General features: G+C 52.1%; 14 protein-coding genes. 5 read left to right on the forward strand and 9 right to left on the reverse strand.

What is annotated here, in order from left to right; translation table 11 throughout:
- A complete protein-coding gene (locus J2T14_RS12000; RefSeq protein WP_307471043.1) occupies positions 1-1740 on the forward strand; it encodes a sensor histidine kinase in 1740 nt (579 codons plus the stop codon).
- Between the two features lie 20 nt (positions 1741-1760).
- Positions 1761-3338, forward strand: coding sequence for a DUF3502 domain-containing protein (locus J2T14_RS12005; RefSeq protein ID WP_307471046.1), 1578 nt, complete (start codon positions 1761-1763; stop codon positions 3336-3338).
- Positions 3339-3397: 59 nt separating this feature from the next.
- Here the strand turns inward: J2T14_RS12005 and J2T14_RS12010 are convergent, their stop codons facing one another.
- The 6 genes from J2T14_RS12010 to J2T14_RS12035 all read right to left on the reverse strand — a co-directional run bounded on the left by J2T14_RS12010 (position 3398) and on the right by J2T14_RS12035 (position 10557).
- Entirely contained in the window at positions 3398-3658 is a 261-nt protein-coding gene (locus J2T14_RS12010; RefSeq protein WP_307471048.1) for an HPr family phosphocarrier protein, read from the reverse strand.
- Positions 3658-5385: a phosphoenolpyruvate--protein phosphotransferase gene (gene ptsP, locus J2T14_RS12015; protein ID WP_307471050.1), complete on the reverse strand. Its 1728-nt coding sequence runs from the start codon at positions 5383-5385 to the stop codon at positions 3658-3660. The genes J2T14_RS12010 and ptsP overlap by 1 nt, the downstream gene beginning before the upstream one ends.
- A 7-nt stretch (positions 5386-5392) precedes the next feature.
- On the reverse strand, positions 5393-6559 hold the full coding sequence (locus tag J2T14_RS12020; protein WP_307471052.1) for a mannitol-1-phosphate 5-dehydrogenase: 1167 nt from the start codon (positions 6557-6559) through the stop codon (positions 5393-5395).
- The gene (locus tag J2T14_RS12025) at positions 6556-6993 is read right to left on the reverse strand and encodes a PTS sugar transporter subunit IIA (RefSeq protein WP_307202776.1); all 438 of its coding nucleotides are present in this window, start codon (positions 6991-6993) and stop codon (positions 6556-6558) included. Before J2T14_RS12025 ends, J2T14_RS12020 begins: the two co-directional genes overlap by 4 nt.
- Positions 6994-6996: 3 nt before the next feature.
- Positions 6997-9060: a BglG family transcription antiterminator gene (locus tag J2T14_RS12030; RefSeq protein WP_307471054.1), complete on the reverse strand. Its 2064-nt coding sequence runs from the start codon at positions 9058-9060 to the stop codon at positions 6997-6999.
- A 63-nt stretch (positions 9061-9123) separates the two neighbouring features.
- On the reverse strand, positions 9124-10557 hold the full coding sequence (locus tag J2T14_RS12035) for a PTS mannitol transporter subunit IICB (protein ID WP_307471056.1): 1434 nt from the start codon (positions 10555-10557) through the stop codon (positions 9124-9126).
- 267 nt (positions 10558-10824) lie between these two features.
- Between J2T14_RS12035 and J2T14_RS12040 the strand changes: the two genes are divergently transcribed.
- A complete protein-coding gene (locus J2T14_RS12040) occupies positions 10825-12276 on the forward strand; it encodes a glycosyl hydrolase family 28 protein (RefSeq protein ID WP_307471058.1) in 1452 nt (483 codons plus the stop codon).
- A 55-nt stretch (positions 12277-12331) separates the two neighbouring features.
- A complete protein-coding gene (locus tag J2T14_RS12045) occupies positions 12332-13777 on the forward strand; it encodes a glycosyl hydrolase family 28 protein (RefSeq protein WP_307471060.1) in 1446 nt (481 codons plus the stop codon).
- A gap of 365 nt (positions 13778-14142) precedes the next feature.
- On the opposite strand, the gene J2T14_RS12050 is transcribed toward J2T14_RS12045, so the two are convergent.
- Positions 14143-14295, reverse strand: a complete 153-nt coding sequence (locus J2T14_RS12050; protein WP_307202765.1) for a hypothetical protein — start codon at positions 14293-14295, stop codon at positions 14143-14145.
- A gap of 237 nt (positions 14296-14532) precedes the next feature.
- Between J2T14_RS12050 and J2T14_RS12055 the strand changes: the two genes are divergently transcribed.
- A complete protein-coding gene (locus J2T14_RS12055; RefSeq protein WP_307471062.1) occupies positions 14533-16218 on the forward strand; it encodes an extracellular solute-binding protein in 1686 nt (561 codons plus the stop codon).
- Between the two features lie 56 nt (positions 16219-16274).
- Here J2T14_RS12055 and J2T14_RS12060 read toward each other — a convergent pair whose 3' ends face one another.
- Positions 16275-17876 (reverse strand): response regulator, encoded by a 1602-nt coding sequence (locus J2T14_RS12060; RefSeq protein ID WP_307471064.1) that lies wholly within the window; start codon positions 17874-17876, stop codon positions 16275-16277.
- Positions 17854-19608 carry a sensor histidine kinase gene (locus J2T14_RS12065; protein WP_307471066.1) on the reverse strand — a complete coding sequence of 585 codons (1755 nt, stop codon included), beginning with the start codon at positions 19606-19608 and terminating at the stop codon, positions 17854-17856. Before J2T14_RS12065 ends, J2T14_RS12060 begins: the two co-directional genes overlap by 23 nt.
- Between the last annotated feature and the right edge of the window lie 111 nt (positions 19609-19719).

Consider the following 19719-nt stretch of genomic DNA (forward strand, 5'->3'; position numbering starts at 1 on the left):
ATGAAGCTGATCGACTATTTGAACGACATGTCCCTGCGGATGAAAATTATGATTTTATTCGCGTTCGTCGGCATCGTGCCGCTTATCGTTACTTTCTTTGTTTCTTACAGCGAAATCCGCAAGCTAGCCGTCGACGGACAAAACTATGCCGAGAATTCGAACTACGAGCAAATGCTCATGACGCTTTCCAAAAAGTTTTATCATTTGGAAGGGGTGACGTCGGTGATTATCGTTAACAAAGACCTGAACGTCATCTTGGCCAAAAAACCGGATGAGATGAAGATTCCCGAGCAGATGGCCGTTTTCAACAACGTCGCCGCCTATTCGCATATCATGGAGAGCAATTCGGAGTTCGACCAGATTATCTATTATATTAACGACGATTTCATTCTAACCGGAGACGATACGATGTTTCGCAGGTTAGGCGATGTACAAGAAATGCCCTGGGTGAAAAGCGTGTACGCGAATAAGGGCAGATCGGCTTGGGGCGTTCGTGAAGAGCCGGGGACCGTTCCGAGGAAGTACTTGGCGCTTGGCCGCCTACTGTGGAATCCGACGAATTTAAGCGAGCCGGTAGGTATCGTCACGCTTAACATCGACTCGAACCAAATCAAGCAAAGCTTGACGAAGTCGTATCCGCAGCAATTGGTCTATATCGCAACGGCGGCTGGCGAATTGATTACCAGCACCGGAGAAGCCGAATATGAGGAGATGCATCTTCCTAAGCCGATTGACACCGACGGAGCGTTCAAGAGCGTGTCGCTTAAGAAAGGCATGTATTTTGCGCGCGGGCAGAAGATAGGCAACACGAACTTGTTTCTCGTTTCCGTCATATCGAACGAGGCGGCAACCGAAGCGGTCAACAATATCCGGACGCAGATGCTGACGACGTACGCCGCCATTTCGTTCATTATTTTGATCTTTATTTTTCCGGTGGCCAAGTCGATAACGCGCAGAATTTTTTTGCTTATGAACAGGATGAGCCAGGTTCGCCAGGGCCGGCTGAACGAGCTGGATATTTCACCGAGCAAGGACGAGGTCGGACAGCTCATCTCCAGTTATAACTATATGATTGGCAGCTTGCAGGAACTGCTGGCGGAGCAATTCAAGCTCGGGCAAGAGAAGAACGAAGCGGAGCTGAAGGCGTTGCAATCGCAGATCAACCCCCATTTTCTGTATAATACGCTGGACATGCTCAACTGGATGGCACAGAAGGGAGAACGCGAAAATATTCAACAGGTCGTCTACGCGCTATCGGGCTATTACAGGCTGATACTCAACAAAGGGGAAGATTTCGTCACGGTGAGAGACGAGGTGCGCCTAAGCGCTATCTATATGGATATTCAGATGAAACGTTTCAGAAATCGGATACAAATCGATTTCGACGTCGACGAGGAAGCAATGGACTGCCTCCTGCCGAAAATAACGCTGCAGCCGCTCGTCGAGAACGCGATCATTCACGGTATCTCCGAGAAAGAGGGAGGGACGGGCGTGATTCGGATTTCAGGGCGCTTGTCGAACGGCCGCCTGCTGCTGGAAGTGAAGGACGACGGCGTAGGCTACCAGCGCGATCCCTCGGATCGGCGCACGCACAAAGGCAGCGGTTATGGCGTCAAAAATATCGAAAAAAGGTTGGAGCTTTATTTTGGTTTGCCTGCGAGCTTGCGTTTCGGAGCATTGGCTGAGGGAGGGACTTGCGTCACGATCGACGTTCCCGCTGTGAAAGGTGAATCCGATTGACGGAAGGAGGAGTGAATCGAATGGGGATTGCCGGGGTTAGAAACATAGGACTGTCGCTGCTAGCCGTTGCGATCGTTGGCCTAATGGCGGCGTGCGCGGACCGGAAGCCGGAAGGTGCTGCCGATCCGGGGAATGCGTCCGGTGACGGCGTTCCTGCGGAGGTCGTCCAGTTGAAGGCGGTAACGATGGGCACAGAGCCCATAAGCGGCATGGACAACTTCTATAAACAACTTGACGCAATGACGATCGAAGACCTTGACATGACCGTTCGATTCGACTTTATACCATGGGGCGAGGAGAAGAACGAAATCGGCAGGACGATCGCGACGAAGGAATACGATCTATACGTGGGCGGGTTCTGGACCGACTTCAAGCAATACGCGAAGCGCAACGCTTTCGTCGATCTTGCGCCGATGCTGGACCGGGTGCCCGCGTTGGCGGAGCATTATGGCGACATCCTGGATCGGGCGAAGCTGGACGGAAAGCTGTATGGCATTCCTTCCTTCGGCAAGCCCGCAGCCGGCTATTACGGCGTGCTGTACCGCGAAGATCTGAGACGGCAATGGGGGCTGCCGGCAATCGACAGCTTCGACTCGCTTGAGCGATACTTATACAAAGCGATGCGACAATACCCGGATACGCCCATGATCAACGACAAACGGTTCGGCGACGTGTTATGGGAGCTGCTGGCCGGGGGCGACTATTACACGATCGTAAAAGATTATGCCGTAGCGCCGGTACGCGATCCTTACAAGGTGATGAGCAAGTACGATACGCCGGAATACGAGGGGCTCGTGCGCAAGGCGAAGCAATGGTACGACGACGGCATCGTCGACCGGGACATCCTCGCATCGCAAGGCAATGAGACGAGCAAGACGTTCGGACTTTTGAAAGCCGACAAGAAGCCGCTCGAATTCAGCAACCACTTCGGTGCCGTATCCGGCAACTATATCGACGTGTTGAAGGCAAGATATCCCGAGCAGCAGTTCGGCTGGCTGGACATTGGGTTCGATCTATACCCGGAGACGGTGTTCCTGCCGAAAGTGTCGGTCGATACGTCGACCATGATCTCGATCGGCTCGAACTCCCTTTATCCGGAGCTGGCATTGAAATTTCTGGAGAAGGCGCATACCGACCGCGCTTATTACGATCTGCTCATGTACGGCATCGAAGGAGAGAACTATAGGCTGGACGACGGTAGGGTGTCCTATGAGGGTATACCGGAGCAGAACCGCAAGCCCGGTTGGACCGGGCTGACGGACGGCTATATGTCATATTCGGCCAAAGCTCCAGGTGAATGGCAGGCCATCGTCGATAAGCTGACAGTAACGGAAGGGCCGAAGCTCGCGGAAGCGAACGGCATCCATCCATACGAAGGCTTCACCTTCGATGCGTCCGTCGTCTCGGCGGAGCTGGAGCGGCTGGAGAAGGTCCGCGAGGCTTACGTGCAGCCGCTCGATGTCGGCGTCGGCAACGATATCGATAGCGAGCTTGCCGAGATGCGGAGCGAGCTTAAGATGGCGGGAATAGACGCTTACCTGAACTCGCTGCAATCGCAGCTCTTCACGTACGCCACGTCGAGGGCGGCAAGCCGGTAAACCAGGCATAAAGCGCAGAATCCTTAAGGGGATTATGGACGCTATCCATCCAACTCGCACTACTCGTGAATTCCCGTCAACAGCTTGCCGAGCGCCTCAAGCGCTTGCTCTTCCTGCTCGCCGTCAATTTCCAGCGTCACTTCCTCGTTAGCCGCGATGCCGAGCGTAAGCATGCTCAGCGAGCTTTTGCCGTTTACTTTTTTTCCTTTATTGATAAGGGTGATCTTGCAAGGAAAGGTGCTTGCGGTTTGCACGAATGTTTTGGTCGGACGGACATGAAAGCCCGTCGGATTAAGAATAGTGAAGGTTTGACTGACCATTATGAGTTCACTCCGTTTCTTATCTGTTCTACAAATTGCGTAATTTCTTGCGTGCTGCGCATCCGGAGCGCTTGATCGGCATAAGCGGACCATTGCGCTTGATTTAGTTGACCGATAAGCTCTCGTGACGGGAGAATGGAACCGGCGCTCATGCTGAATTCATGCAGGCCAAGACCAAGCAAGAGCGGAATAGCCGTAGCGTCGCCCGCCATTTCGCCGCACATGCCGACCCATTTGCCTTCCGTCTCCGCCGCTTGAATGACGAGACGAATCAATCGCAGCAAGGAAGGGTGCCAAGGCTGGTACAGATACGCCACGTTTTCGTTCATGCGGTCGGCGGCCATTGTATATTGGATTAAATCGTTTGTTCCGATACTGAAGAAATCGACCTCCGGAGCGAACAAGTCTGCAGAGACGGCTGCGGCCGGAATTTCGACCATCATGCCTACTTCGATGTGCTCGGCTAGCTGTACGCCTTCGGCGATCAGGTTCTGTTTTTCTTCCTCGAGCAACCGCTTGGCCTCCAGCAGCTCTTCGAGCACGGCGATCATCGGGAACATGATTTTCAGGTTGCCGTAACGGCTTGCCCGAAGCAGCGCCCGCAGCTGCGTGCGGAACAGGTCCTGTCTATCCAGACAGAGACGAAGTGCCCGCTGTCCAAGGAAGGGATTGCTTTCCTTCGGAAGATCCATATAAGGAAGCTCTTTATCGCCGCCGATATCCAGCGTCCGGATAACGACCGGCTTAGGGCTCATTTTCTCAAGCACAAATTTGTAGCTGGTGAACTGCTCCTCTTCGGTGGGAAGAGAGCTGCGGCCCATATATAAAAATTCCGTGCGGAAAAGTCCGATGCCTTCGGCTCCGTTGTCGATGGCCCTTTGAATATCCTCCAGTTTGCCGATATTGGCCGCAAGCTCGACCTGTTTGCCGTCTCTGGACAGCGTCGGCTGATCCTTCAGCTTCGCCAGTCCGATTCTTCGTTGATCGTCCTTTTGCTTCTTAACTTGATAAGCTTCAAGCACTTCGGTAGTCGGATTAATTAGGATAAGTCCTTCATTAGCATCCATGATCATGACAGTGTTCTCTGATACGTCATAAATCGCTGCGCCCACACCTACGATTGCGGGTATTTCCAGCGATCGGGCCATAATGGCGGAATGAGAGGTGCGGCTGCCGACCTCGGTAATGAATCCGCGGACGACTGCCAGATTAAGCTGGGCCGTATCCGAGGGAGTCAGATCCCGCGCGACAATTACGCATTCTTCTGTTAGATTGGCCAAGTCCATATGCGGAACGCCCCGCAAATGACTCATCATTCGGCTCGAGATGTCCTCTATATCAACCGCGCGTCCGCGGAGCAATTCATCCTCCATCGATTGCAGCAGCTCAATAAAGGATTGCGCTACCTCATGTAACGCGAACTCGGCATTAACGGCTTCATCCGTTATTTTTTCTTCAATGGCATCAATGAGATCCGGATCCTCAAGCAGCATGAGATGGCCTTCGAAAATTTCCGCTTTGTCCGCTCCGAACCGCTCTTCGGCGGCGGCCCGGATGGCTTCCACTTCGTCGCGGGAGACAGCTACAGCTTCACGAAACCTTGCAACCTCCCGTTTCCCGTCCGCAACGGCAGCCCGTGCCGGAACGAAGCGCTCCGTCGCCAGGAAGAAGGCGCGAGCGACGGCGATGCCGGGCGATGCTCCTATCCCTTTCAATGATTGTGTCATCGTTCGATCATTCCTTTCCGTGCCGGACCCATTGTTCCAGCTGCTGATATTGCTCCGCCGCGCGGCTATGAAGAGGGCTCTGCCCGCTTAAACCCGTATACTCCGTTAACGTTCGATGAATGCCATGCTTCTTTATCATTTCCTGCAGTTCTACCGCCTCGGGATCATCCGCGTAGTCGAAATGCAGGGCTGCAGCCATCGCATTGGTCAAATGAGTAACCGTTATGCCGTATTGGTTAGCGAGCAATGCCGGCCGCACTAGCCGGTCTTGAGGTGAGAGCTTCCGAATCGGAGAGCGGCCAATCCGCACGATTTCGTCAACCAAATAAGGGTTAATGAAGCGCTCCAGTATTTGCTCGATATATTGCGAGTGCGCCGCTTCGTCGAATTGATAGGTTTGTAGGAGCGCGGCTCCCGACTCCTGCAGCGCTCCTCTAACTTCAGCAACGATGGACGGATCCTTCATCGCTTCCTGGATGGTCGTGTAGCCCTTCAAATAGCCGTGATAAGCGGCGCAGCAATGTCCGGTATTGACCGTAAACAGCTTGCGCTCGATATAGGGCTCGAGTCGATCCACATAGTGGACGCCGGCGATTTCTTGATGTCCGGGCAGCACGGCAGAACGATCGATTGTCCACTCGTAAAAGGGTTCAACCGTAACCAACAGCGGATCCTCGTTTTGCTGAAGCGGGACGATCCGGTCTACAGCCGCGTCCGGGAAAGCGACAAGCCGGTCAGCCAGCGCCCGATTCTCAGGCGACAGGTGTTCATAGACCAAATGCTTGAGCGTCGTACTGCCGCCTAAGGCGTTCTCGCATGCAATAATATGAAGAGGCTCCTTGCTGGCCGCTAGTCTAAGCTCGATTCCCTTAGCGATGGCGGCTGCAATATGCTTCAAAACCGATACGCCGACGGCGGTCGTTACAAGATCTGCGGCTGCGATCGTTTCGGCGACCCATGCCATATTTTTACCGTCAAGGGCGGTTACCTGATCAACAAGAAAGGTGTCAGCCTGTTCATTGGCAAGCTTGACGGTATATTGCCGCTTCGTCTGCAAAAGGGAAACGAGAGTATCGTTTACGTCGACGAAAGCAACCTCATACCCCGATTGATGCAGCAGCAGTCCTATAAAACCTCTGCCGATATTTCCGGCACCGAAGTGAACGGCCTTCATTCCTGCATCCCCGCTTCGAAAATAGAAATGAGCTCTTCTTCGGAAGAAGCATTCAGAATGCGCCGCATATCCTCTTCTTCGGACACGAGCATGGCTACGTTAGTCAAAATGTTCAAATGATCGTCGCCTACCGCCGCTAAACCAATGATTAATTGAGCGGGTTCATCGCCTCCGAAGTCTACGCCGTCAGGAACAGTGAGAATAGCCATGCCTGTCGAGCGGATCAAAGTTTTCGACGCATTCGTACCATGGGGCATGGCAAGGCTTCCTCCGATATAGGTGGATAAATCCTCCTCGCGTTCAATCATTTTATCGATATATTCCAGAGGTACGTGTCCGGCGTCAACAAGCAATTGCCCGGCTAAACGAATGGCCTCGTATTTGTCCTTCACTTTTACATTCAGTTTGATTTTCTCTTTCGCTAATATAGTCATCGTTTACTCTCTCCAATCCATTTTTGTTTTTATATAAAGCTCCAGCTTCTGCGAGATGAACGATTTGATGCTTTCCGCAGGGTCATGCTCAAGAACGGCAATCATTTCCGGCAGCAGCAGCATCGCGCTTATTTCGCTAAGCACCTCCAGGCTGGACTTATCCAGCTTTGCAGGTCCAAGCATCATTAATACTTGTCTAGCCTTCATCGCTTCGTCATCGTTAAGCAGCAGGGGTTCATCGTAACGGTACAAGGCCAGCAGCGGCTCTTGAATCCATTCGCTTCGGGTATGGATCAAGGCAAGCTCCGTATCCGGAATGACAAGACTGCCTTGTTGCTCTCTTGCCAGCAGCTGCGCGGCTATTTTCTCGCTATGGGCTAAAATGTCCGGCTTCCCAATCAGCGATATCATCGGAAGCAGCTGAGTTTCTAGCTTCGATTGCGGCTCCGTAATGGACAAATCATGAACGATGAAGCTTTCAAGCAACCGGAGGATGCTCCCGGAATATTGCTGCATCAGCGTCAAACGATCCATCGGCGACTGCATAGACGGCTCTGGAGCAGCGGCGGGAGCGAGCCTCTTTAAGGTCGTGCTCTCGATATAAGAGCGAAGCTTATCCGTTTCCTCTTGGGTAAGAAGAGGGCTAAGCTTAATATACCGACCCGAATCCAGAGGCAGGTCGACGGTCGAAATGATCAGGTCGTATTGATTCGAAGGCAGCCTTGCGGCTTCGTACCAAGAATAATGACCTATTAATTCAATTTGCGGCAGCTTCTTCGTTATCCTTACGGCGAGCAGCTTGGATGAACCGATGCCACTCGTGCAAACGAGCACAGCTCTGATTTTTCTCGGGAATTGCTTTAAGCGTTCAAGGGAAGCTCCGAAATGCATAACGATATATCCGATTTCCTCGTCGGGCACGACAATGGAAGGGATAACCTCATCGACGCCTTGCCGGATCGCGGCGAATAGCTGTGCGTAGTCCTTTTTTATGGGCGCCAGCATCGGATTGCGTATCGCGACGCCGTCTCTTATCCTTTGAAAGGCCTTTTTTATATGTTGAATTAACCCTTCTGCTAGCGATCGGTCTTCCAAAAGCGGCATTTGCAGCTGTTCCTGGACATAACGGATCAGCAGCGTCACGGACTCAATAAGCGACATATCGTCGTGATGGATCAGGAGGCTGCTTTCCGGGAAAGCCTCGTCGTCGAGCAATCGGGAGAGGTATCGTTTTTCTTCTATTGGAAGCTGCATATCAAGCGCGTCCAGCAGGCTTCTGACCAAAGTGATTTCACCGCCGGCGCCATAATCGCCGGATAGAATCAAGTGGTTATGCTCAATCCGGGTTAACGCGACCGACAGCTTAATAAGCAATCTGGTGTAATCGGATTCGGATAAGTCGTTCGGCCAATCGTCATTCAGCTCCCATAATGCCTGTTCAAGCTTCTTGAAGTTATCCTTGCCGATCATGTCAAGAAGCTGTGCCGTTACGGGATTGGGATGTGAGACCGTCTGGTCCGTGAATTGCCCGAATAAATCGGAATCGTCAAAATGATTGAAAGCAAGCAGGCTAATGAAATGGCGTTTCGCTGCTTCCTGGCCGCTGATCTCAACGCCGTAGCCTCTTTTTCGGACGAGGGCCAATCCTTGCTTGATAATGGATTTTTCCAGCTCATCAAGGTCATGGCTAATGGTCGGTATCGCCACGCGCAGCTCGTGAGCGAGCGAGAACAGCTTAATGGGCTCGTCATGCTCAAGCAATCTGCAGAGAATAAGAATCTGGCGCTCTTCTGCCGAATATTCGAATGAATCGGTCAAGTCGAATGATTGCTTGAAGCGCTCTAGTAGTTCTTTGTCCGCTTCGATTCGAATGCCAAGTCCGGATATTTTGTGAAGAAGAATGCCTTTAGCGGCCAGCAGCGATTCAATATCGCTAAGCTCGCGATGGATCGTCCTCGTGCTTGTTCCGACGATAGCCGCAATATCGGCCGCGGCAATTTCATGCTTCCGTTCGAGCAGCAACTCAATGATACGACGCTGCCTGGTAGACGCTTTTATAGAAATCATCCTCCTTCTAAGGGGAATGAACTTAACGCCGACAGGACTCTGTCAGCGTTAGGCAGGGTAGAACTAACTTAGTCTTTGTACGAGCAAATCATACTCAGGACTTTTGAGAAAATTATCGATTGAAATATGCTCCGCATCCGGAGCCTTTTGCCGCGCGCGGTCGGTGAGCGTCTTATGAGTTATAACGATGTCGGCATCGCTAGGAATATCATTGATTGCCGTATTAATGACCGTGATCGGCAGCTCAGCCGCTGTTATTTTTTTGCGCAAAATGGAAGCGCCCATCGCGCTTGATCCCATGCCTGCGTCACAGGAAAAGACGATTTTGTTTACTAGCCTTTTCGTTTGCCGAGCCGGCTGCGGTGCGGACTGAGCGGCTGTACCTTTGGATTCGGCTTTCATCTGCTGAACCTTCTGTGCAGCAAGCTCAAGATCGTTGTCTGAATCATCCGCTTGCTTGCTAGTTTTCAGCAGCAGCGCAGCGACCAGGAACGAGACGATCGTGGCCACTACGACACCGCTGAACATGGCCAGAAATCCGCCTTTAGGCGTCATCGTAATATAGGCGATGATACTGCCCGGCGAGGGAGCGGCGACAAGACCGGCACCGAAGATGGAGAAGGTGAACGTACCTGCCACGCCACCCGCTATAGCGGCAAGAATCAAGCGCGGGTTCATGAGAATGTAAGGGAAATAGATTTCGTGAATACCGCCGAAGAAATGGATAACGACTGCGCCTGGAGCAGACTGTTTGACCATTCCTTTGCCAAAGAGCCAGTATGCGAGCAGAATGCCAAGACCCGGACCTGGATTGGATTCCAGCATGTAAATGATCGATTGGCCTGCTTTGGATGCCTGATCAAGCGCAAGAGGTCCGAGAATGCCGTGATTGATCGCATTGTTCAGGAACAACACCTTTGCAGGTTCGATCAAAATGTTGGCGAGCGGCAGCAATCCCGTGTTGATAAGGAATTCAACGCCTTGCGCAAGCAGCTTGCTGAAGGTTTCGACCACAGGCCCGATTCCTTTGAAAGCCAGCAGCGCGAGTCCGCCGCCGATAATGCCGGAAGAAAAGTTGTTGATCAGCATCTCGAAGCCGGAAGGAATTTTGCCTTCAATCGATTTATCGAATTTTTTGAGCACCCATGCCGCAAAAGGGCCGACGATCATCGCGCCGAGAAACATCGGAATATCCGATCCTACAATAACCCCTGCCGTTACGACTGCACCGATGACGCCGCCCCGCACGCCATGGATCATTTGACCGCCGGTATAACCGATGAGTATAGGGAGCAAATAAGTGATCATCGGTCCGACAAGCGCTGCCAGACTTTCGTTCGGAATCCAGCCTGTCGGTATGAATAAAGCCGTTATGAGTCCCCATGCAATGAATGCGCCGATATTCGGCATGACCATGCCGCTTAGGAAACGGCCGAATCGTTGAACGGAAACTTTAACGCCGCCGGATGCCGGTTTGTCAGATGTTAGTTTACTCATGCTGCAACCTCCCATTTGTAATTTATTGGTCTTTATCATGTTCACTTCCAGAGCTTGATTTAATCGTAATGTACAGCGCTTACATATTCAATCATTTGAAAAGCAGGTTGCGTCATGATAGCTGTTGACATTATTTTTCTAATTGATCCCTTAGGTTAAAGGTTGTTGGATTATTACAATTTTTCGCGGCAAATTACTATAGGATCAAACAAATCGTTTGAGTAGAATGGGTAGGAAGAAGTGATATAATGGGAGGGAAATGACGTAATGGCACATATACATACATCGGAGCTGGTCACGTATCCGGCACCGGAAGGGGCTGCCGGCAATCCTGATTTTTCTGTGAGAGTCCGAGTCGAAGGCGGCGAGTGGCAGCCGTTATTCGTTTATTGCGTCCGCGTCGATATGCATGACGTCCGCGAGGCGTCGATGGCGACGTTCGATTTTGAAGGCGCTGTCATAGTCGAAGTGACTTATAACCGCGAGGAACTGCGAGAGGCGGCGATTCGTCCGTTGTCCCGTCAAATCGCGTATGGGATACATGGGGACAAAATCGTGTTTCGGCTTGATCGACCAGCCCAATTAAGCATAGAGGCCAACGGAGAGCGGTTTCACAATTTGCATCTGTTCGCGGGCCGGCTCGAGATCAATCAACCTGACCTTGGTCGTTCGGAGACGCTTGTCATCGAGCCCGGCGCGTATGCCGCGGCGGAATGGATCAGCCGCATCGAAGAGGGGGACAAGAACGGCCGCTTATCCGACGTTATTTACTTCGCGCCGGGCATGCATCGGTTCGAGGACGGGCTGTTCCACGTACCGTCCGGCAGGACCGTGTATTTGGCCGGAGGCGCGATCGTCGTCGGCTCATTCGTCTGCAACCGCGTCGAGAACGTCGCGATCCGGGGCAGAGGCATCATCTATTTGCGGGATATCGAGAAAACGACGTATTGGCGGTCGGTCCAGATCGACTATTCGCGAGGGGTTACGGTCGAAGATATTATATCGATCGATCCGCCGCATTACAGCATACATCTCGGCCAGTCGGAGAATGTGCGCATTCGCAATTTCAAGTCGTTCAGCACGCGCGGCTGGTGCGACGGCATCGACATGATGTCTTGCAGAGACGTCACGATCGAGGATGTGTTCCTCCGCACGTCGGACGATTGCATCGCGATATACGGCAGCCGCGGCACGTTCCGGGGCGGTTCCTCGAACGTCAGCGTCAGCGGGGCGATTCTATGGGCGGACGTTGCGCATCCGATTATGATCGGCGTCCACGGCGACCACGAAGGCGACGGCGATGTCATCGAACGGATAGCTTTCGATAATATCGACATCTTGGAGCATCACGAGCCGCAGGACGGCTATTGGGGCTGCATAGCGATCAATGCGGGCGACAACAACACGGTCCGTGATATCCGGTTTGACGACATTCGAATTGAACCGTTCGAGTTGGGACGGCTGTTCGACATTCGCGTTTTCCATAATCCGAAATATAACCCGCATCCGGGCAAACGCGTCGAGAATATCCGTCTTCGCAACATATCGTTTGACGGCGTGTGCGGCAATCCGTCGGTCATTGCAGGTTATGACGGACAGCGTACCGTGGACGGCGTACATTTCCGCAATTTGCGTATCAACGGAAGGCTGATCGGCAGCGCCGAAGCAGGCAACTTCGAATTGAACGATTTCGCGAGCAATGTTACATTCGGCGAATAGGGCGACGGGCGAACTCGGGCAGGTAATTTGATCTAGAGAAACGGGCGGGGGTAGAATGAATTTGAATCAACTGATCGTATACGATGCGCCCAAAGGCGCGGCAGGCAACGACGATTTCAGGGTGAGCGCAAGAGTGCCCGGAGGCGAGTGGCAGGAGCTGTTCGTCTATGAAGCGAAGGTCGATATGCATCACGTACGGCGCGCTTCGATGGCGTATTTCGATATGGAAGGAACGGTCGAGGTTCGTCTAACGTCCAAGCATGCGCTTATCGAGCAGGCGGCGATAAGGCCACTGTCGTATAACATTCCATTCGAGCTGCGGGGCAGCGAGCTCACGTTCGAGCTGGATCGGCCGCGCAAGCTGGCGATCGAGGTGAACGGCGAACGGTTCGCGAACCTGCATCTGTTCGCGAACAAGATCGAGCAGTCGCCGCCGCGGCCGGGCGATGAGAACGTGCTCGTCCTAGGTCCGGCGATTCACCGGACGGAGGATATCTACCGTTTGGCTGCGACGCCGAATGAAACGAGCGGCAAAGCGCCGGACACGATTTATTTCGCGCCGGGCTTGCACTACTTGGAGGAGACGCTGCTCCGCATCCCTTCCGGCACGACCGTATACGTCGCCGGAGGCGCTGTCGTCGTCGGCTCTTTTCTATGTGATAACGTAGAGGACGTGACCATACGCGGCAGGGGCATTCTCTACTTGTCGGACTTCCATCGGTTCTCGGCGTTCCGCGGCGTACGGATCGTCTTCTCGAGCAACATCAAGGTCGAAGGCATCATTACGCTCGATCCGCCGCATTACAGCATATACATCGGCAAGTCCCGCGGCATCCATATCGAGAACTTCAAGTCGTTCAGCACGCGGGGCTGGTCGGACGGCATCGACATGATGGCGAGCGAAGACATCGTGATCGACGACGTGTTCCTCCGCACGTCGGACGACAGCATCGCCGTCTACGGTACGAGATGGGACTTCGTCGGCGATACGAGGAACGTCGTCGTACGCAATTCGACGTTCTGGGCCGACGTCGCGCATCCGCTCATGATCGGTACGCACGGAGATTACCATAAGAACGGCGACACCATCGAAAATATCGTCTTCGACAACATCGATATTCTCGAGCATCACGAGCCGCAGCCGAACTACTGGGGTGTGATGGCTATCAATGCAGGCGACAAAAACACGGTACGGAACGTCCGATATTCGAACATCCGCGTCGAGGATTTCGAGCTGGGCCAATTATTCGATATTCGCGTCGTCTGGAACAAGGATTACAATCCGGTGGCGGGCAACCGTATCGAGAACATCGAGTTCCGCGATATTTCGTACAACGGCCGCAATGAACATCCGTCGAGAATTTACGGGTTCGACGAGGAACGGATGGTTACCGACATCAAGTTCATCAACGTACGGATTAACGGCGAGGTCGTTACCGACGCGAATAGCGGCAAGTTCGACATCAACGAATTCGCATATGGGATACAGTATTGCCCATAAAAAAACTACGACGGACCAATCAACCAACATACAAGTCAACGATGTCCGAATTAAAGGGAATTCCTCCAGTTATTTATTGATAAATGACCAAAAGTATAGAATAACAGGAAATCCTCATGTTAATGAAAGCAATCTCACCCATCCGACCGTAAAACGGAGAGATTAACAGGAGAAAATCCATCTACTTGATAAAAGTGGACGTAGAGCGACTCATTAACGGGAGAAATTCCAGTTATTATGTTCTACGCCATTTTGTATGTCGATTGGTCAGTCGTAGAATAAAACCTCACCGTCGTGAACGTTGGTTCACGAACAGTGAGGTTTTCCTCATTTACCACATCGGAATGTTTAATAAGTTACTCTTATTATTCGGATTTATTATCCGTTTCGCAAGCTTCTTCGACCGCGGATTGGAATTCCTCTTCGTTGCGGGAAGCAAGCTTGTCGCCGTATTGATCCAGGCGGTCGGGACTGCTGGAAGGCCCATCGTTATCCGGCTTGTTGTTTCTTCCTGACATTTTGCCATTCACCTCCGTCCGTATAGAAGAATGATCATTTATGAACCTTATAGTTGTTCCATAATAAAACGGTAATTATTCACAGGAATCGATCGAAACGGATTCGATAAATATCGGTTTCCCGAACTATGCTAGAATAGAGGTTATGATTGTTTAGATTAGGGCATATACGCGAATTCGTCTCTTTTGCTACGATTATTTTGTACACAGGAACGACAATAAGAGAGGGGAATCGCTTTGAAAAGAAATAAATGGATCGCGTTAATACTCGTTGTGGTGCTGACTACGGTAGTCGGATGCTCTACCGGAAACGGCAACGGCAACGCCGGAAACAATTCCAATGCTTCCGGAGAGGGTACGAAACCCGCGCAAAACGCCGACGGCAAATTCGAACCGCCGATTACGATCACGACCGCTCGTCCGGTGGGTGGGGATTATACCTTCATCAACGGGGAAGACATCAACAATAACGTTCACAATAAATGGGCGAAGGACAAGCTGGGCATCGAAATCAAAGATTTGTGGAACACGACGGATAACGCCGCTTACCATACGAAGCTGAGACTTTCGCTGACGACGCAGGACCAACTGCCGGACGTGTTCATCGTCCAGGATCCGAACCTGATCGCCGACCTCATTCAGTCGGGCAAGGTCAAGGATATCTCGGCGGATTTCGAGCAATATGCCAGTGAACGGATCAAGAAGGTGTATGACGATAATGGCGCCGCGCTCAATCAAGTGAAGAAAGAAGAACAGCTTCTGGGTCTTCCGATCTTCGCAGGCGGCGACGGAACGAATCCGGTGCTATGGGTTCGCCAGGACTGGCTCGATAACCTGAAATTGCAGGCTCCCACGACGATCGATGAATTCGAGAAGGTGATGGATGCATTCACCAACCAAGATCCTGACGGCAACGGCAAAAAGGATACGTTCGGCTTCAGCTTGTCCGGCCGTAACGGCTTCTCCAACTGGATGTCCGACGTGAGCTTCGTCTTCGGCGCTTATACCGGCAAATTCATTCCGGGCACTTGGCAGCAAGGGGATGACGGAATTCTGAAATACGGATCGGTGCAGCCTGGGATCAAAGATGGACTAGGCAAGCTGCAAGAATGGTATAAGAAAGGCTACCTGGATCCGGAGCTGGCTGCCATTGACGAAGTGAAAGCGACGGAAAGCTTCATACAAGGCAAGTCGGGCATGATCGCTGCCCCGTTCTGGTCGCATGGATGGCCGCTTGGGGATGTAAAGGGGACGAATCCCGATGCGTTGCTAAGAGCGTATACGCTGCCGACGGGACCGGATGGCAAGTCGGCCCGTTATACGGGAGCTGTGAATGAAGGCAAAGTCATGATGTTCAATAAAGATTTCAAGCACATGGACGCTTTCTTCCTCTATTTGGATAAAATTTACGACAATCCATTCGAAACAGGCGATTTCAAGGACGGATTTTTTGAAGGCTACGATTACGCGATCGTCGACGGCAAGCCGGAGTACGATCCGAAGAAGTTCCCGACGCCGCTCGAAGCTGTTGCCTCGTCGAGCAAATACAATTTGTTCTGGAACGTGCCCGCTATTCCTTTCCAAGGATCGGCCAACTACGATTACATGTTCAACGGCGGCGAGCCGACATCAAGAGCTCATAAAGAAATTATGATTCAAGACCCGGAGATGGTGCGCGCCGGCGCGCTTAACTACCAAATGACGGGCATCAACGCACCGAACGAGTTTTTGGGAGCGCCGACCGAAACGATGAGAAACAAAAACGACAACCTGAAGACGATGGAGCTTGAGACGTTCGCCAAGATCATATACGGCAACGAGCCGCTTGATAAATTCGATACGTTCGTAGCGGATTGGAAGAGCAAGGGCGGCGACCAAATCGAGCAAGAAATCAACGAATGGTATAAGAGCGTGAATCCATAAGACCATGAAAGGGCTGCACCCGGTATGTTAATTGCCCGGTCGCAGCCCTTTTGCGATTATCGATTGCGATAACTCTGAGGCGTAAGCTGGTAATTCTCTTTGAAGATATGGATAAAGTACTGCGTCTTCTGATAACCGACCTCCTTGGCGATATCGGACACTTTTTTGTTCGTCGTCATGAGCAGCTCGGCCGCCTTCTCCATCCGAACCCGCGAGATATAGGTGGACAGGCTTTCGCCGGTTTCCTTCTTATACAATCGGGACAGATACACAGGGTGTAGGTATACATGCTCGCTAACGCGGGTGAGAGAGACGTCCTCATGGAGGTGAAGCGCGATATACTCGTGAATCTGCCGGATAATATGGTTTCGGTTAGGTGTCGCTTCCTGCAGCGAGCGCTTGAACTGCTCAATAAGAGTCAGTGCCCAATCTCTAATCGAGTGGATTGATTTGAAAAAATACGATTCGGGCTGCAAAGAAGGATGGTCGACCAAATCGGCGAAAGAATCGCCCTGCTTATGCGCAATGTAAGAGAAGCTGCTGAACAAATAATAGACGGCCTCCATAAGATGCTGCTGCGATTGGTAAGAGGGATTGTTCAATTCATCGAGAATAAGCTCCAGCTTGCGGGTGACCTCTTCCCAGCGACCGGTCTCCATCAATTGCTGAATCGTGGGCGATTGGTGAAGCTGCACGAGAGGCTTCAGCTCCTCTTCAGCCTCGTCCTCGTCCATTAAACGTACGACTCCGCTTCGCGTGCCGATGAATCGGCCGAAGGCGTTCAGCGCCTGCAAGTATTGACGATGAAGCTCATGCCGGTAAGGAAAGGCGCGCGTGATCATCATAGAGACCGGCCGTTTCAAATAATGTTGAACGGCTTGCTGCAGCTCGGTCATAAGGAGATGAAGCCGGTTCGGCTCGCCGAATAACCGGACAGGCAGCAGAATAATAACGAAACGATATGAATCTTTACATGACCAGAGGGACGGAACTTCGCTTATTTTGCCCGAAAAAATCTCCTCCGCTATATTCAGCAGGCCGTAGCTGAACAGCTCGAAATCCTCGCGCGTCGCTTCTTCCGTTCCCGTTTCGATTCGAATCAAAGCGAGCGCGCATTCCTCATCCGGTTCCAGTTGCAGTTGAAGCGCATGAAGATGTCGCTGCAGCTCGTCGGTGCCATACTTTTTGCCGAGCAGCAGATCAAGCAGCAAATGCTCCCGCATGCGGGAGATGCCGAGCTTCAGCATGTCGCTGGCGGCCGACAAGTTATCGCTATGCCTTTTCTCCTCGTCAATGAGGGCGATAACCTTCTGCAGGCAAGCGACGACCTCCTCCTCGGTAACGGGCTTGAGCAAGTAATCGGCCGCGCCGTGCTGCAGCGCCTTCCGGGCGTACTCGAATTCGGAATAGCCCGATAGCAGAACCACCTTTATATCGGGATAATCCTGCCGGAGCGCCGCAAGCAGCTCCAGCCCGCTCGTCTCCGGCATGCGAATATCCGTTACGACCATTTGCAGCTCGGCTTGACCGGCGATCTTAAGCGCTTCCTCGGCAGAACTAGCCTTGTAGACCGTTATATCGCCTAAGCTGGCCCAAGGGATCTGCTCTTCCAAGAAATCGAGCACATAATCCTCGTCATCCACTAATAAGACGTTCATCCGTTTCCCCTGCCTTTTGCGTTAGTTGTAGATGAAGCGTCACCCGCAAGCCTCCCCATTCATTGATAGAGAAGGTTAGTCCGGAATGACCGCCGTATCGGTTAGTTAACCGCTTATGAACATTGCTTAGTCCGCAGCCCATCTCGCCGCCGGTTTGACTGCTGCCGTGAACGCTATCGATCAATGTTTGAAGCTGCTCTCCGTATAATCCGTTGCCGTCGTCATCGACGTGTATGAGATACTGATCGCCGCGGGCAATGCCCCCAATATGAACCTTGCCCGCCGTCCGTTTCTGTTCGATGCCGTGAACGATCGCGTTCTCCACGATCGGCTGCAGCAGCAGCGTAGGCACCGAAAGGCCCAGCATAGCGGAAGGGATACCGATTTCGTAAGCAAGCCGTTTGTTCCGAAGCGATTGCACCTCCAGATAGCTTTCGATGAGACGGATTTCATCCTCGAGCGTCGTATTCGATCCCGCCTTGCGGGTGATATACCGGTAGAACTCGGATAAATTTTTGGCCATCGAAACGACGGCGGCAGGCGATTTATTGGCCATGCTTACGATATAAAACAAGCAGTTGTACAAAAAATGGGGATTGATCTGGGATTGCAAATGTTTATATTCGGCTTCCCGCGTCCTCACTTTTTCTTCATAGACGTTCTCGATCAACGACTGGATGCGCGAGGCCATCTCATTGAACCGCTCGAACAAATAATCGAATTCGTTGTTCGTCCTCACCGTCGCCCTGCTGGCATAATCGCCGGAGCCCAGCGCTTCCAGCTTTCGTACCAGATAACCGAAAGGTTTGCGGAAGTGACTGTAAAACAGATAGGAAATCATGATGCCCGCTATAGCGAGGAAGGCGAGGCTTCCGTTGACAAGCCAGTTCACCTTTTGCAGCGGTCCGAGAAACTCGTCCAATTGAATGTAGCTGACCAGCGTCCCGCCGAGCGAAGGGCTGGATATCGATTGAATCAAATATTGCTCGCCATCCGCCTGCATGACGGAAAGCTTCGGATGGGCGATTGCCGCTCCGTCCAATTCGCCCTCCGCGATCAAACTCATCGCGAGCTCCATATCTACGTTATTGCTACGAATAATGTCCGCGCCGGGAAAATAAAAAAACGACGTGCCGTTGCCGGATACGTCAAGCCCGGCGAGGACGGAGCGCAAATAATCGCTTGAAATGGTCGTCTCTACGATGGATACGGTGTTGCTTAGATCGGGCGGCGCAATCGTCGGGAAGGAAAACAATAGACGGAAAGAAAGCAAGCCCTCGCTATTGTCTACGATCCATCGATTCATCGGCTTAGTAACGAGCTCCTCGTAATTATAGGGTATCGTTCCTTGCGACGTTATCGATTCCCCGATGGACGGCCAGTGTACCGCCAATTCCGAAATGAGAGGTTCGGCTTGGCTTTGCAACGTCAGCTTCTCTTCGATCGTTGTGCGCATAAATAAGTGGTTCAAATATTCTGAAAAATCCGATGAGCTGGCATAAGCTCTGATCGTGGAATCGTTGACGAGCATGAGCGTCTGCGTTTCGAGCTGACGAAGCGACTGCTCCAGCTGCCGCATCGTGAATTCCAGCTGCTTGGACGCCGATTCCTCGAGCGTATGCTTCACGACTTCTTTGCTCGCTTCGTTGGCGTAGGCAAACAATAGAGTTGCGGGAATGAGCAGCAGCGCCAGCATGGTGAGCAGCTTTTGAAATATTTTATATTTTATCACGAAGACACCGCCTATATCGGATTTAAACAAAGAGGTTATGAAAGGGGTTATAGATGTTAAGACCTTATCATAGGTGGGCTCTCGGCCCGTTGATATAATAGTAGCAGATGT

The sequence above is a fragment of the Paenibacillus harenae genome (genome assembly GCF_030812415.1).
Classification (GTDB): Bacteria; Bacillota; Bacilli; order Paenibacillales; family Paenibacillaceae; genus Pristimantibacillus; species Pristimantibacillus harenae_A.

Coding starts and splice junctions, on each gene's coding strand:
- J2T14_RS12020 (WP_307471052.1), bottom strand. CDS start 6,559: ATGAAGGCCGTTCACTTCGGTGCCGGAAATATCGGCAGAGGTTTTATA.
- J2T14_RS12025 (WP_307202776.1), bottom strand. CDS start 6,993: ATGACTATATTAGCGAAAGAGAAAATCAAACTGAATGTAAAAGTGAAG.
- J2T14_RS12030 (WP_307471054.1), bottom strand. CDS start 9,060: ATGATTTCTATAAAAGCGTCTACCAGGCAGCGTCGTATCATTGAGTTG.
- J2T14_RS12010 (WP_307471048.1), bottom strand. CDS start 3,658: ATGGTCAGTCAAACCTTCACTATTCTTAATCCGACGGGCTTTCATGTC.
- J2T14_RS12045 (WP_307471060.1), top strand. CDS start 12,332: ATGAATTTGAATCAACTGATCGTATACGATGCGCCCAAAGGCGCGGCA.
- J2T14_RS12060 (WP_307471064.1), bottom strand. CDS start 17,876: ATGAACGTCTTATTAGTGGATGACGAGGATTATGTGCTCGATTTCTTG.
- J2T14_RS12040 (WP_307471058.1), top strand. CDS start 10,825: ATGGCACATATACATACATCGGAGCTGGTCACGTATCCGGCACCGGAA.
- J2T14_RS12050 (WP_307202765.1), bottom strand. CDS start 14,295: ATGTCAGGAAGAAACAACAAGCCGGATAACGATGGGCCTTCCAGCAGT.
- J2T14_RS12035 (WP_307471056.1), bottom strand. CDS start 10,557: ATGAGTAAACTAACATCTGACAAACCGGCATCCGGCGGCGTTAAAGTT.
- ptsP (WP_307471050.1), bottom strand. CDS start 5,385: ATGACACAATCATTGAAAGGGATAGGAGCATCGCCCGGCATCGCCGTC.
- J2T14_RS12000 (WP_307471043.1), top strand. CDS start 1: ATGAAGCTGATCGACTATTTGAACGACATGTCCCTGCGGATGAAAATT.
- J2T14_RS12005 (WP_307471046.1), top strand. CDS start 1,761: ATGGGGATTGCCGGGGTTAGAAACATAGGACTGTCGCTGCTAGCCGTT.